The 14,436-nt window shown below is 36.8% G+C and carries 14 protein-coding genes; 8 read left to right on the top strand and 6 right to left on the bottom strand.

The features are described 5' to 3' along the window. Positions 1-10 precede the first annotated feature (10 nt). A complete protein-coding gene (gene gdhA / locus G525_RS0107440; RefSeq protein ID WP_027125598.1) occupies positions 11-1,351 on the bottom strand; it encodes an NADP-specific glutamate dehydrogenase in 1,341 nt (446 codons plus the stop codon). A gap of 302 nt (positions 1,352-1,653) precedes the next feature. Here gdhA and G525_RS0107435 point away from each other — a divergent pair, with 302 nt between their 5' ends. Beyond that, entirely contained in the window at positions 1,654-2,460 is an 807-nt protein-coding gene (locus tag G525_RS0107435) for a THC0290_0291 family protein (protein WP_035479282.1), read from the top strand. A 75-nt stretch (positions 2,461-2,535) separates the two neighbouring features. Here G525_RS0107435 and G525_RS0107430 read toward each other — a convergent pair whose 3' ends face one another. Next, positions 2,536-3,675: a cystathionine gamma-synthase gene (locus tag G525_RS0107430; RefSeq protein ID WP_027125596.1), complete on the bottom strand. Its 1,140-nt coding sequence runs from the start codon at positions 3,673-3,675 to the stop codon at positions 2,536-2,538. Positions 3,676-3,771: 96 nt separating this feature from the next. Between G525_RS0107430 and G525_RS21695 the strand changes: the two genes are divergently transcribed. The 3 genes from G525_RS21695 to G525_RS20520 all read left to right on the top strand — a co-directional run bounded on the left by G525_RS21695 (position 3,772) and on the right by G525_RS20520 (position 5,836). Then, a complete protein-coding gene (locus G525_RS21695; protein ID WP_084647728.1) occupies positions 3,772-4,497 on the top strand; it encodes a DUF3298 and DUF4163 domain-containing protein in 726 nt (241 codons plus the stop codon). A gap of 99 nt (positions 4,498-4,596) precedes the next feature. Next, positions 4,597-4,953, top strand: a complete 357-nt coding sequence (locus G525_RS0107420) for an arsenate reductase family protein (protein WP_027125595.1) — start codon at positions 4,597-4,599, stop codon at positions 4,951-4,953. Between the two features lie 37 nt (positions 4,954-4,990). Beyond that, on the top strand, positions 4,991-5,836 hold the full coding sequence (locus tag G525_RS20520; RefSeq protein ID WP_245577748.1) for a DMT family transporter: 846 nt from the start codon (positions 4,991-4,993) through the stop codon (positions 5,834-5,836). On the opposite strand, the gene G525_RS0107410 is transcribed toward G525_RS20520, so the two are convergent. After that, the gene (locus tag G525_RS0107410) at positions 5,828-6,304 is read right to left on the bottom strand and encodes an acyl-CoA thioesterase (protein ID WP_027125594.1); all 477 of its coding nucleotides are present in this window, start codon (positions 6,302-6,304) and stop codon (positions 5,828-5,830) included. The genes G525_RS20520 and G525_RS0107410 overlap by 9 nt on opposite strands. A gap of 215 nt (positions 6,305-6,519) precedes the next feature. On the opposite strand from G525_RS0107410, the gene G525_RS0107405 reads away from it, so the two are divergent. The 3 genes from G525_RS0107405 (at position 6,520) to nadD (ending at position 8,710) form a co-directional block, all read left to right on the top strand. After that, complete coding sequence (locus G525_RS0107405; protein WP_027125593.1) at positions 6,520-7,377, top strand: YicC/YloC family endoribonuclease; 858 nt, start codon at positions 6,520-6,522, stop codon at positions 7,375-7,377. A 68-nt stretch (positions 7,378-7,445) separates the two neighbouring features. Continuing rightward, a complete protein-coding gene (gene gmk / locus G525_RS0107400) occupies positions 7,446-8,051 on the top strand; it encodes a guanylate kinase (protein ID WP_245577747.1) in 606 nt (201 codons plus the stop codon). An 80-nt stretch (positions 8,052-8,131) separates the two neighbouring features. Beyond that, positions 8,132-8,710: a nicotinate (nicotinamide) nucleotide adenylyltransferase gene (gene nadD, locus G525_RS0107395; RefSeq protein ID WP_027125591.1), complete on the top strand. Its 579-nt coding sequence runs from the start codon at positions 8,132-8,134 to the stop codon at positions 8,708-8,710. Positions 8,711-8,886: 176 nt separating this feature from the next. On the opposite strand, the gene G525_RS0107390 is transcribed toward nadD, so the two are convergent. After that, positions 8,887-10,686, bottom strand: coding sequence for a hypothetical protein (locus tag G525_RS0107390; protein WP_027125590.1), 1,800 nt, complete (start codon positions 10,684-10,686; stop codon positions 8,887-8,889). Between the two features lie 161 nt (positions 10,687-10,847). Beyond that, positions 10,848-11,207: a YraN family protein gene (locus G525_RS0107385; protein WP_027125589.1), complete on the bottom strand. Its 360-nt coding sequence runs from the start codon at positions 11,205-11,207 to the stop codon at positions 10,848-10,850. 302 nt (positions 11,208-11,509) lie between these two features. Between G525_RS0107385 and G525_RS0107380 the strand changes: the two genes are divergently transcribed. Continuing rightward, positions 11,510-13,354, top strand: coding sequence for a chloride channel protein (locus G525_RS0107380; protein WP_027125588.1), 1,845 nt, complete (start codon positions 11,510-11,512; stop codon positions 13,352-13,354). A 6-nt stretch (positions 13,355-13,360) separates the two neighbouring features. On the opposite strand, the gene G525_RS0107375 is transcribed toward G525_RS0107380, so the two are convergent. After that, complete coding sequence (locus G525_RS0107375) at positions 13,361-14,290, bottom strand: S66 peptidase family protein (RefSeq protein WP_035479326.1); 930 nt, start codon at positions 14,288-14,290, stop codon at positions 13,361-13,363. Between the last annotated feature and the right edge of the window lie 146 nt (positions 14,291-14,436).

The following is a 14,436-nucleotide window of genomic DNA, read 5'->3' as shown; positions in this document are numbered from 1 at the left end:
ATTTGATACCTTAGACCACACCTTGTGCCAACATTGCATCTGCTACTTTAACAAAACCAGCAATGTTTGCGCCCTTAACATAATCAACAAAGCCATCCTCCTGTTTGCCGTATTTTACGCAAGATTTATGGATATCTTCCATAATATCAACCAATTTACCTTCTACCTTATTCCTAGACCATGACAGTTTTAATGAATTCTGGCTCATTTCCAATCCTGAAGTTGCTACACCACCAGCATTAGCTGCCTTTCCTGGTCCAAATAATACTTTTGCTTTTTGAAATGCCTCAATGGCTTCTGGTGTACATGGCATATTAGCACCTTCAGCTATAACCAGTACCTTATTTTTGATAAGCATTAATGCTTCTTCTTCATTCAATTCATTTTGAGTGGCACATGGCAAAGCAATATCTGCTTTAATTGCCCAAGGTCTTCCTTCATGAAAGGTTGCGGATTTATAACGATCAGCATATTCGCTTATCCGTCCTCTTTGTTCATTTTTTAGATCCATTATATACGCCAGCTTTTCAGCATCAATACCTTCAGAATCATAAATATAACCTGATGAATCAGACATACCCAACACTTTTGCACCGTATTCTGTAGCTTTTTCGCAGGCATATTGTGCGACATTTCCTGATCCTGAAATCACTACGGTTTTGCCTTCCAAAGTATCGTTTTTAAGTGCCAACATACTTTGTACAAAATATACAGTTCCGTAACCAGTTGATTCTGGCCTGATTAAAGATCCTCCATAAGACCGTCCTTTTCCGGTTAAAATTCCAGTAAACTCATTACGTATTTTCTTATACTGACCAAACATATATCCAATTTCTCGTGGACCAATACCAACATCCCCTGCAGGAATATCTGTACTTTCACCAATATGTCGGTATAACTCATTCATGAAGGATTGGCAAAAGCGCATCACTTCATTGTCACTCTTACCTTTTGGATCAAAATCAGAACCGCCCTTTCCACCTCCCAATGGAAGTGTAGTAAGCGAGTTTTTAAAGGTTTGTTCAAATCCTAAAAACTTCAGAATACTCAAATTTACTGTAGGATGAAAACGTAAGCCTCCCTTATACGGACCGAGGGCCGAATTAAATTCAACCCGAATCCCTCTATTGACTTGTATTTCTCCTTTATCATCAACCCATGGCACTCTAAAAATAATGGTTCTTTCAGGTTCAACCATCCTTTCTAGCAACATTTTTCCTTTATATTTTGGGTTTTCTTCTATAAAAGGCAAAATAGTTTCTGCTACTTCATGCACAGCTTGCAAAAATTCTGGTTCATGCTCATTCGTTTTTTTTACAAGTTTTAAAAAAGAGTCAATTTTATCTTTCATTTATTATTTTATTATCAGTCAATATTAAGTTTGGCGTTGCAAATATAGCTTATATTAAGCTTTTAATGAATTATTCACAATAAAATATTAATTTCTTTACAGAAAATTACATTATCAATAATAAATCTACCTTCTTTAACCTTTTTATTGTTTATCTGTTTAAAAAATCCGTCAAAAAAATCAATATCACAATATGCCGCGTTTAATTATATCATAACCTTCTCGCAGTAAATGTTTTGTTTGGTAGTTAATTGAGTTTTCATATATTTGTTTATACCAACTCCCTTAATTAAATAAACTTTATGATATCTAGTTTGAAATGGCTACCCCTCATCTCTATTTTTATCGTAGGTATTTCGACTGGATTTGCTCAAGGTGGATTCTCAAATGAAATAGGTATTATTGCAGGACCGGTTGCTTTTCAGTCTGATTTTGGTGAACGTCGCGATTTTGACACCAATAAGGGCAACACAGGGTTTGGGATTGGTTTGGTACATTTTATGAACTTTGAGTATCGATCTGGCTACACCCCTTATACCTACTTCAATGATCACTTTAAAGTACGAAGCGAACTCTCTTGGAACAAAACTAAATTAGAGCATTTCGGCAGATGGGTAGACCCTTCAAAAACCGGTGTAAACGCCAATAAATTAAGAGCACATTCCGGTGAAACCAACAACTATAATATCGGGATGCAATTAGAGTATTTTCCCTTCAGCATCAAGGAGTTTTCCTTACCAAGTCCCTCTTTCACGCCTTTTTTTAGTTTTGGCGTTCAATTTACAGCATATAACCCAAAAGTATACACCACCTATAATGATGGAAACCCAAATAATTTAGATAATTTTTATGGCCCCTGGTATCGCTATTCCGATGGAACGATTAGAGATACTGACTTCATAACCGCTAAAAATGGCACAACATTATCGCTTGTGGGCGGTATTGGTGGCCGTTACAAGTTGTCTTATTTATCAGATTTGCTGATTGACTTGAGATGGCAGCACTATTTTAGTGATAAGGTGGATGGCTTAAACCATTCATTGCCCTCTAACAAATCAAACGACTATTTACTTTGGTTGAACTTTGGATATGTATACTACCTCGATTAAGGCTTGACAATTCAATAAACAAAAAAGACCGAAACTAAATTTCGGTCTTTTTTATAGTATATTCTCGCAGTCTGCTTATCCTATTGCTTGTTTCAAATCGGCAATCAGATCTTCTTCATCCTCAATCCCAACACTCAATCGTATTAAGGAGTCTACGACCCCGGTTTTTTCGCGCTCGTCTTTTGGGATACTTGCATGCGTCATACTTGCCGGATGCCCTGCAAGAGATTCCACACCGCCCAGGGATTCTGCCAAGGTAAAGATTTTCAATTTTTCAATAATGCTAATGGCCTCTTCATAATTATTGCCTTTAGTAGTAAACGATACCATTCCTCCAAAATCCTTCATTTGCGATTTTGCAATATCATGGTTAGGATGATTTTCAAAGCCTGGCCAATAGACTTTTTCAATTTTTGGATGCTGATTCAAGTATTCGGCAACTGCTTTTCCATTTTCACAATGCCGTTGCATCCTAATGTGTAAGGTTTTGATGCCCCGCAGCACCAAAAAGCTATCTTGAGGACCACAAACAGCACCACTTGCATTCTGGATAAAATATAATTTATCTGCCAGGTCCTTAGCCTTAACGACCAACCCTCCCATCACGACATCACTATGGCCGCCCAGATATTTTGTGGCAGAATGCATCACTATATCAGCACCTAAATCTAAAGGTTGTTGCAAATACGGCGTAGCAAAGGTGTTATCAACAGCAAATAAAATGTTGTGTTTTTTAGCAATAACTGAAACGGCTTTAATATCAATAATATTCATCATTGGATTAGACGGTGTCTCTACCCAAATCAATTTCGTGCTTTTATTAAGATAAGATTCAATGTGGGCAGGATTCTCCATGCCAACAAAATGAAATTTAACTCCGAAGTCTTGAAAAATTTTGGTGAACAATCTATAAGAACCGCCATAAAGATCATTGGTTGAAATCACTTCGTCACCCGGCTTCAAAAGTTTCATTACCGCATCAATTGCAGCCATCCCCGATCCAAAAGCCAATCCGTAAGTTCCATTTTCAATACTGGCGAATGAATTCTCCAGAGCCGTCCGTGTTGGATTACCACTTCTTGAGTATTCATAACCTTTATGACCGCCAGGAGTAGTTTGCGCATAGGTTGTAGTCTGATATATGGGCGGCATTACAGATCCATAAGCTTTATCATGTTCTTGATTGCCATGAATGGTTTTGGTATTGAATTTCATAGACTCTAATTTTGTTCACAACAAATTTAACCTTTAATTGGTTGGTTACAAAAGGATGTAATACCTTTAATGATTGTTTAATAAATCTCAGAAAACTTGAAGAAAATAAGCTTGGCTTTAATAACCGCATTGGTCTTGTTAGCCTGTAACGAAGACGTCAAATTACAATTTGAAACACAACATATCGAAAAATCATCAGATGCAGTAATCGTTATAAACTATCCTAAAGCCATCGGTACGAAGGCAGTGGCAGAAAAAATAAACCAACAACTTGAGCACGTCATTGCCAATGAAATGAACATGGCCGAAACACCAGAAAACGAGGTCTCACTTTCTCAGGCTGTTTCACAATTTGATAAGGAGTACAAAACCTTCAAAAAGGATTTTCAAGATTCCGCTCAAAAATGGGAAGCAAAAGTAGATGGCAAGATTCTATTTGAATCTCCTGAAGTAATCACAATAAGTCTACAGTCCTATATTGATACTGGAGGAGCACATGGCAATAGCCGCGTTACCTATTTAAACTTCAATCCGAAAAACGGCGTACTTTTAGCCCAAAATGACATCATCAGCGACCTAGCGGAATTTAAAAAAGTAGCCGAAAAGGCTTTTAAGGAGCAAACAAAACCAAAAGATAATGATGAGAGTATGGAGGATTTTTTCTTTGGGGAAGATTTTCAATTACCATCTAATATCGGATTCACACAAAATGGCTTAGTAATGCTTTATAATAATTACGAAATTGCATCATACGCCCAAGGCAACACCAAGATTGTTTTACCTTATGATCAGATTAATAGTCAGTTGAAAGTGAAACCTTAGATTGGACTTTTATTAGAGAAAACATTCGTACTATTTATAATTATCAAGGAGGCGTTATTAACTGATACTTCTTGGTCTAAATAACATAACTCAATTATTTTGAAAAAAATTTATCATTTAAAAACGTGTAGCACCTGTGCAAAAATCATAAAGACCCTTGAGCTACCCTCTGACTTCATCTATCAAGACATTAAGAGTGAGGCAATCACCGAAGCGCAATTAGAACACCTTCGCCAATTGGCAGGCACTTATGAAGCCTTGTTCAGCAAACGTGCACAGCGTTACAAGCAATTGGGACTTAAGGACAAACAGCTCACAGAAAAGGATTATAAAAATTATATCCTTGAACATTATACATTTTTAAGCCGACCAGTTATAGTTTACAACGATCAAATTTTTATCGGCAACAGTCCCAAAACCGTAGAAGCCGCTAAAAAGGCAATTCATGAGAGCTAGAAATCTCGCATTCCTCGCCGCATTTGTTGTGTAATTAATGTATGGATTTAATTATACGTTAGCAAAAGATGTTATGGCGGGCGGTTTTGTTAAACCATTTGCATTTATCATTCTGAGAGTTGGCGGTGCGACCTTGCTATTTTGGCTATTTAGCTTTATGGGTCCAAAAGAAAAAATTGACAAGCGTGATTATATTCATTTTTTTATAGCCGCACTTTTTGGCATTGCCATTAATATGCTAATGTTTTTTAAAGGATTGGAGCATACCACACCCATTCATGCCTCAGTAATTTCTACCATCTCACCCATATTGGTGTTAATCATGTCTGCCATTTTTCTAAATGAAAAACTCACATCGATGAAGATTCTGGGTGTGCTTTTTGGCTTTGCGGGAGCAATTATTCTGACAATTTATGGTAAATCCTTACGCACTGAAGACAACGTTCTTTTAGGGAATACTCTAATATTTATTAACGCCACTTCTTTTGCGATTTACATTATTTTGGTGAAAAAATTGACCGCCAAATACCATCCGTTTACGTTTCTTAAATGGATGTTTCTATTCGCTTTCATTATGGTCATCCCCTTCGGTTATTCTGAACTTATGGAAATTGAATTATCAAGTTTTAACCCTTACGTATATTTTGCCATAGCCTTTATTGTTATTGGTGCCACGTATATAGCAAATTTGTTGAATCCAATAGCATTAGTGCACCTAAAAGCTTCTACGGTAAGCATCTTTATTTATATCCAGCCAGTAATTGCGGGGATATTTGCAATAATCATGGGAAGTGACAATTTAACTTCGGTAAAAGTCATTGCCGCCTCGTTGATATTTTTAGGTATTTATTTGGTCACCAAAAAACCGAAAATTCTAACTTAAGTTCACTGGTTTCTTTCCAAATTTACGGGTGTCCTCTTTGGTCAAAATTTTAAAATCCTTTGATTTTGGAAATGAATCCATTTCCTCTAAAAACTCTGATGGCAATCCCGTTAATTCCCGAGATTTTAAATTGATCCAAGCGCCCAACAGTTCACAATTTGCTAAATTTTCGCCCTTATGATTGTAGATATTATGTTCTATCCTAAAAAACATCCCATCTTCACTCAAACCAGTCACTTCAAGACCAACACGTAACGGCGTCCCCAGAAAGGCTTCTTTGAAATAAAAGATATGCTCATAAAAAACCACTGGACTGATTTGATATTTTACAAGATTGGACAAAGAAAACCCATGTTCTTCAAAAAATGCCACACGTGTATGGCTCATAAAATTAACATAGGCAGAATTTGCCAAATGCCTGTTGGCATCGACATCACTCCATCGTATTTCAAAATTTTTTAGATACATAATTTTAAGATTAGAGATATTAAACCGTAAACACTAGACCTTTCACTATAAATTTAAAATGTCAATAATTCAAAAAGCCGTAAATCTTTTGACTGGTAATATAAAGAATGCAAATTTAGAAATTTTTATATGCCTTAGGCACAATTACACGAACTTAATTAGCCGGTTAAAACTGATGATTTTCATTACCTTTGTGCAACTTTTAAATTAAGTACATGATACAATCCATGACTGGGTACGGAAAATCTGTCATACAGCTTCCTACCAAAAAAATATCCATAGAGATCAAGTCTCTTAACAGTAAAAACCTCGATCTAAATACAAGAATGCCTTCATTATACAGAGAAAAGGAGCTTGACATTCGTAAATTGATCGCTTCAAAGTTAGAACGTGGCAAAGTGGATTTTTCGTTATACATGGAAATTACTGGTGAGGAAACCTCAACACAAATCAATAAAACGGTCGTTAAACAATATATCAAGCAATTGAAGGATGTTGTGGACGGTGACGAAACAGAACTGCTCAAAATGGCCATTCGTTTACCGGATGCAGTAACTACTGAACGTGACGAAATGGATGAGGATGAATGGAGTGAAATTGCTGCAGAGATCAACACGGCCATAACTAAAATCCAAGAATATCGTTTGGACGAAGGTAAAGTCCTGGAAACGGAGTTTTTTGATCGGGTTAAAAATATTTCAGAGCTTTTAGATGCCGTTATTGCAATGGATCCTGAGCGTATTGATGGCGTCAGAGAACGTTTGAATAAGGGTGTGGCTGAGTTGAAAGAGAAAGTAGATGAGAACCGTTTTGAACAGGAACTGGTTTTTTATATCGAAAAATTTGACATCACTGAAGAAAAGGTTCGCCTAAGAAACCATTTGGACTATTTTATAAAAGCGCTTGAAAGCGATGATTCCAACGGAAAAAAATTAGGTTTTATTTCTCAGGAAATGGGCCGGGAGATCAATACCATAGGCTCAAAAAGCAATTACGCCCCGATGCAAAAATTGGTCGTTCAAATGAAGGATGAATTGGAAAAAATTAAAGAGCAGTTATTGAACGTTCTGTAGTGGGTATTAAGTAAAAAAACAGTAGACATCTCTGTCAACAGACAGGTTTGTAATAAAACATATAATTTGTGACAAAAATTGACGACATCACCAACAAGGGTAAACTTATCGTTTTCTCAGCGCCATCTGGCTCAGGAAAAACAACGCTTGTGAGACATTTATTGAAACAAGAAGAACTTAATTTAGAGTTTTCAATTTCAGCGACTTCAAGAGAGAAGAGAAGCAATGAAACCGATGGTAAAGATTATTATTTTCTAGATGCACAAGCTTTTAAAAACCGCATTAAAAATGACGAATTTTTAGAATGGGAAGAAGTTTACCGAGACAACTTTTACGGCACACTGAAAACCGAGGTGAAGCGTATCTGGGCCAAAGGAAAAAACGTCATCTTTGATATTGATGTTTCTGGAGGCTTACGTATCAAACGAAAATTCCCTGACCAAACCATCGCCATTTTTGTTAAACCGCCAAGTATTGACGAGCTTAAGATTCGTTTAAAAAAGCGTCAGACAGAAAGCAATGACAAAATTAATATGCGGATTGCAAAAGCTTCTGCTGAATTGGCAACTGCACCTTTATTTGATGTGATTGTCGTTAATGATGATCTCGAGAATGCGCTTGCGGAGTCCTACAAACTGGTCTCTGATTTTATAAAAATACCGGAAGAATTATGAGAAGTTATTTCTCAAACACCCATCCCAATTAATACGATAATTTAGGCATTGCATCTGAGCAATACAACACCTATATACAGATGAAAATCGGACTCTACTTTGGCACCTTCAATCCCATTCATGTGGGTCATTTAATCATTGCCAACCATATGGCAGAACATAGCGCTCTTGATCAAATATGGTTTGTCGTCACCCCCCAAAGTCCTTTTAAAGTAAAAGCATCCATGCTTGATAATCATGATCGTTTTGAGATGGTGTACCGGGCTACTGCCGATTATCCAAAATTGCGACCTAACGATATTGAATTTGGGATGTCACAACCCAATTACACCATCAACACACTTACCTATTTAAAAGAGAAATATCCCATGCATGAGTTTGCCTTGATTATGGGAGAGGACAATCTGAAAAGCCTCCACAAATGGAAGAACTACGAATTGATCTTGGCCAACCATCATATTTATGTGTATCCAAGGCTTTCAGAAGGTCAAGTTGAAACCCAATTTGAGCAGCATCCAAAAATTCATCAGGTCTCCGCTCCTATAATGGAATTGTCCTCTACATTTATTAGAAAATCAATCAAAGAAGGTAAAAACGTGAGACCCATGCTGCCTGAGCACGTTTGGGAATATGTGGACGAAATGAACTTTTATCGTTAACCAAGAAAAACTGTCATGTTTTTTTAAAATCTGAGAGGTTCTTCAATCTCAAAAACCACTTCGTCTTCTGCTTTTCTCCGAGAGCAGAATCCACTCCTCCTTAAAAAATAGGAGAAGTTAGTTTGACATCTATATTCGTTTCATCAAAAAAATAAAATTAATTCTCCTTTTTTGATTTATAAAACAGGAATTTCTATAGTATCTATTTCGTTTTTATACCGAATTATATCAGATTGAATCTGAGTATTGTTGAGATTAAACGTTTCTTCAAACAGATTTTGATAATAAGCGATACCTTCCAGTAAATTACTTTTAAAAGCGGTCCATTTTTTAATGTTTTTAGCAGATAATGCATCGGTAAAATTCGCAATGTCATTTTTTAGATAATCCACATACATCTTCAATTCCTTTACAAACATATTTGGTCGATTCGCTTCTGTAAGCACTGAGGTACCTCCATAAATATGTTGTATCATTTGAGACAATGAGACTTCTTTATTAAAGTACGCTAAATTTGGTCCTGGACAAATCACAACGCCCTGCTGTTGCCCTTTTAATGGCATATCGTTTTCTAGATAGGAGGCATTGGCCAGACCAACACATAAACAGGCTTTTTCAGTAATCTTGCTTTTAGCAAGTTCATAGTGTGAAGACCCCATAGCCTCCTTATTCACCTCAAGTTCTGACAATTTCACATCTTGATATTTTTTTGATGCCGTACAAATTCCTTCCGGGCCAAACTCCTTACTTAATGCCAAAAACTTTTTCGGACAAGAACTTCCCGCCTTATTATTAGCAATACGGCTTTGTTTATAAAACTCATTAGAGGTCCCTCTAAGCGTATTAAAAGGTACGCCTAAGGGCGAAATATCACTTAAATACAAATCACTTTCCTTAGCTGCTGCAAGAAGTTTTCTAGTTGCATTATCTACCGATGTCGCTTCCGGAACCAATAAAAAAGGACTGCCCCAACCTACAGAATCTACCTTATATCTATCAATTAAAAAATCATGTTCCGCGGCAGTTCCAACACCACCTTGAACGGTGATTTTAATGTCCAAGGAGTTTTTAGGAACAACCTGTTGCTTATCCGCTAAGGCTTTCATAAAAATGGCCTGTGTATCACGCAGCAACTCTCCTTTTTTGGTTTTGAACTCCTCTAAAATTGGACCTAACAAAAATCCTTCGGTTGCAAAGGCGTGGCCACCACAATTTAATCCAGATTCAACCCGGTATTCTGAAACCCAAAGTCCTTTCTTGGCCAAAAATTTTCCTTGAATAATAGCAGAACGAAAATCGCTCACTTTTAAAATTACTTTCTTTTTCAGATTTCCATGGGCATCTGGAAAAAAATCTTTGAAACTTTCAAAATAGCTATATAATCTTGGATTCATTCCTGCGGAAAGCACAACTGAAGATTCCAAATTGCTATTGGCAAATCCACGAAGCGACGCATGGGCATCGTTAAATTCTATTGGAAGCTGCTCCGATCCTTTAAAATTGTCTTTGTCAATCTTGGTCATGATATTGACATCAATTTCTCCAGCAGACATATGGGTATCCATATAATCTTTTATGGTTTCCTTAATGAGCATGCCCTCTTCCAACATTTTTGAAAGCCCTTCCTTGATGCTAGATTTATTGGGAAGCATACCGATAAAATTCTCTAATGCTGATTTACTTTCTGATAATTCCTCTTTAAATTTTCCAAACTTATCTTTAACAATAGTATCAACTAAATTCAAATATGAAGTTATACGTTTGGCGCGATAATCTTCGGCCTTTTTTGAAATTTCCTGGTAAGGCAGACTAAATTTTTGACTATAGAATGCATTCATTTTCTCCAAAAGGTCATCATCTATTATAGATATGACAGACGAAATACCATATTGGGCCACTCGAATGGGACTATCTACAGTGAAGGCTAAACCCATAACAGGAATATGAAAACTATGCGCTTGTTTAATGGCTATCATAATGGCTTATTCTTAAATAATTAAGCGCCAAATGTAAATAACGAGAAGTGTAAAAAAGATGACAATTGTCATATCCCAATCTGTTTTATTATAATAACTTACAAAATTAAAAGGCGTTCCATAACATTTCAGTTCATAAGCTTTATGCACTTTTCAGCTCATTAAAAATGATAAAACGCGTTTTCATAATGTGTAAGTTCCTCCTTGGTTTTGTTCTTTAACACTGCAACAATATCAAACCTAGACTCTAATTCAATATCATTTTCAATAATAAATGCATCCATTGCCTTGACCAATAATTTGATTTTACTAGGCGTCACAAAATCTTGTGGATCTCCAAAAAAGTCAGAATTTCGAGTTTTGACTTCTACGCAAATCATCATATTATTATGCTTCGCAATAATGTCGATTTCTGCTTTCTGATAAAAATAATTCTTGTACACAATCTCATACCCTTTTGAGAGTAGGTATTCAGCGGCTAATTTCTCGCCTAACTTACCAAGTTCATTATGGTGTGCCATTATTCCTGCGAAGACAGGAATCTCATCCTGCCATTTAAAATTATTTAATTAAGCCACAAATTCACCAATATATCTAAAAACGTTTTAAAATCATCTTCACCCTCTCTCAATAACAAGGCACTTCTAATGTCATAAAGGAAAGCGCAGTGAATAAAAAAATCTGATTATATGGCGTCTTCCTTTTATTATTTTATCGAAATTTGCAGGACCATTCAAAGTTGGAATATGCTTGTTTTCATCAAATTATCGATCTAATCAACCCTTTTAGTTTTCAATGTCTTTAAATAGATTCACCACTTCCAATGTACAAAATAAAGAAACTATATGTCGCTTTTTTGCATTTCAAAAGAGCATTTATAAATTACCCATATAAGAAATTCAATTTTGTGGAAATTCTTCTTTTATGGATCAACGAGCGCCTAACGCGTTCACAATTTCTCATTTTATCAGGAATTTTAGTAGGGCTAACCGCTGGTCTGGCTGGGGTTCTTCTTAAAGTCATTGTGCACCATATTCAATTGTTCATCAATACTGAAGTGCCCTTTGAAGAGCGCTTATATGTTTATGCCATCTTTCCATTGCTCGGTATCACTCTAACTGCTATGGTGGTAAAGTACTTTTTTAAAGGCGATGAAGACAAGGAACTTTCCTTCATTTTAAAGGATATTTCACAAAACCAGAGTAAAATCAAATCCAACAAGATGTATTCTCAAATTGTACAAAGCGGACTAACGGTTGGTTTTGGAGGTTCTGTAGGACTGGAAACGCCTATAGCCGTAACAGGTTCGGCCATTGGATCAAACTATGCACAACGCTACCGATTAGATTTTAAAGAACGTACGTTGTTGCTTGCCTCAGGTGCTGCTGCTGGGATTGCTGCTGCATTTAACGCACCAATCGCGGGGACCATGTTCGCTTTTGAAATATTGCTCACAGGATTGGTTTTCACCGATTTTATCCCCTTGGTCATTGCTGCTATTTGTGGAAGCCTACTCTCTACGGTGATTTTAAACGAAGATGTGTTATTCAATCTTCGTGCACGAGAAGCTTTCAATTATGTCAACATTTTCTATTATATCATTTTAGGGATTTTTACTGGTTTCTATGCGCGTTATTTTTTATTGGTCGGACAAAAAGTTCATCAGTTTTTTGAACGTTTTAAGAAACGAGTCATTTTAAAAGCGCTTGTTGGAGGCGCCTTATTATCGTTGTTATGTGTTGCATTTCCACCACTTTTTGGGGAAGGTTATCTCAATATTAAAACTTTACATCAAGGCAACGCTGAACAATTAATTAATGAAAGTTTATTTCGCTATTTCGGAAACTCACAACTCATTATTCTCGTTTTTCTTGCTTTAGCTACGCTTTTAAAAGCCTTTGCGACAAGTATTACTTTAGGTTCTGGTGGAAATGGCGGTAATTTTGCGCCATCATTGGTTGCAGGTGGATTTTTGGGATATGTCTTTGGTCTTTCTTTGGAAATGTTAGGCGTTCAAGACGTACCAACCACAAATTTAATGTTAGTTGGTATGGCAGGAGTCATGTCTGGAGCCTTATACGCGCCATTAACCGCCATTTTTCTGATTGCCGAAACCAGTGGGGGTTATGATCTCTTCATTCCATTGATGACGGTTTCCGTCATTGCTTATGTGATCAATCGATTTTTTTCGCCAGTCAACCCAGCGTTCACTAAACTGGCCGATGAAGGAAAGATTTTTACGACCCGCCAAGATCAAAATATTCTTTCGCAAATATCCCTACAAGATTGCATCAACCCTGCTTCTCTGGTGCTGAGTACAAAAGAAAGTATGGATGAGGTGATGCAGAAGTTTAGAAATAGTGACCAAAATAGTATGGCGGTTATTGATAGTAACAATCAATTTTTGGGAATTTTAAATAGAGAACATTTACGTCCTTATCTTTTAGGAAAAAAATCAACTTCTGAAACTAGCGTGGGCAAACTCGCCATTAAACCTTCATTTATTGTCACACCATCAGATTCTGTCATGCAGGTCACCAAAATGTTTGATGAAGCCGATGTCTGGCAACTCCCATTATTGGACGAAAATAAAGGATTTCGAGGATTTATTAGTCGCTCAAAAATATTGACTAATTACCGCGCTTTGTTGAGAGATTATTCGGAGTGATGTTAGTCAGTTATCAAAAACAACAGTGGATTCGTTTTTAGTCACCTTCAACTCTATGTTCCTACCAAAAATCATCGCTCTGTTGTCATCTTCATGTCCTGCTGGCATTTTAAAAGCAATTGGAAAATCATAATCGGACAATACATCCAAAACCAATTGCTCAACAGAGCTTCCCCAAGGGGTCGTATTCACCCTAACTTTCGAAAAATCGCCTACAATCACACCTTTGCAATTGTCAAAATAGCCTGCACGTTTTAAACTTTGCAACATCCGATCAATATGATAAGCATACTCGCCCGTTTCTTCAATAAAAAGGATTTTCCCTGAAAGGTCAATACTGGTATTAGAGCCCAACATGGTATGTAGTAAAGTCAAATTTCCGCCAACCAATTCACCAGACGCTGTGCCTACTTTATTATATTTTGATCCTTCTAAGGTATAGCCCAATGGTTTTCCAAATATTGCCGCTTTAAAGCTTGCTACCGTTTCTTTGATATCGCCTAAATCTTCGGTTACTCCTGCAGCCATCATGGCATGCATAGACTCAAATCCTTTAGTGTGCAATTGGTTGTGTAATGCTGTAATGTCAGAATAGCCAATAACCCATTTCGGTTTTTTTCTAAATTTGGTATAGTCCAATTTATCCAAAATCCTGACTGTTCCATATCCGCCACGTCCTGCCCAAATAGCACTAATTGTAGGATCGTCCATTGCTCTTTGAAAATCGGCACAACGTTCTTCATCGGTTCCTGCAAAATGATTGGACACCGAAAACAAGTGTTCTCCCAAAACAGTGTGCAAGCCCCAACTTTTCATTAATTCCTGAGCCCGCTGAATATCAGCATTTCTATTTTTAAGAATTCCGGCTGGAGCAACAATTGCAACGGTGTCTCCCGCTTTTAAATACGCAGGACGCACAAGTGTTTGCTGTTTCATAAGTGACGATTTTTCTTGTGCCAATAAGCCTTGCGGAACTAGCCACAAAACGAAGCAACTTAAGACGAGGGTAAGAGTGATTTTTGACATAATGTAAAAATACATTTTTTTTCTAAATCGAGGTCAAAATGCGTACTTTTGTGGCT

Source organism: Gelidibacter mesophilus DSM 14095, from assembly GCF_000423005.1.
GTDB lineage: Bacteria > Bacteroidota > Bacteroidia > Flavobacteriales > Flavobacteriaceae > Gelidibacter > Gelidibacter mesophilus.
Note: the sequence above shows the minus strand (reverse complement) of the source record. Positions and strands in the feature narration are given on the sequence as shown.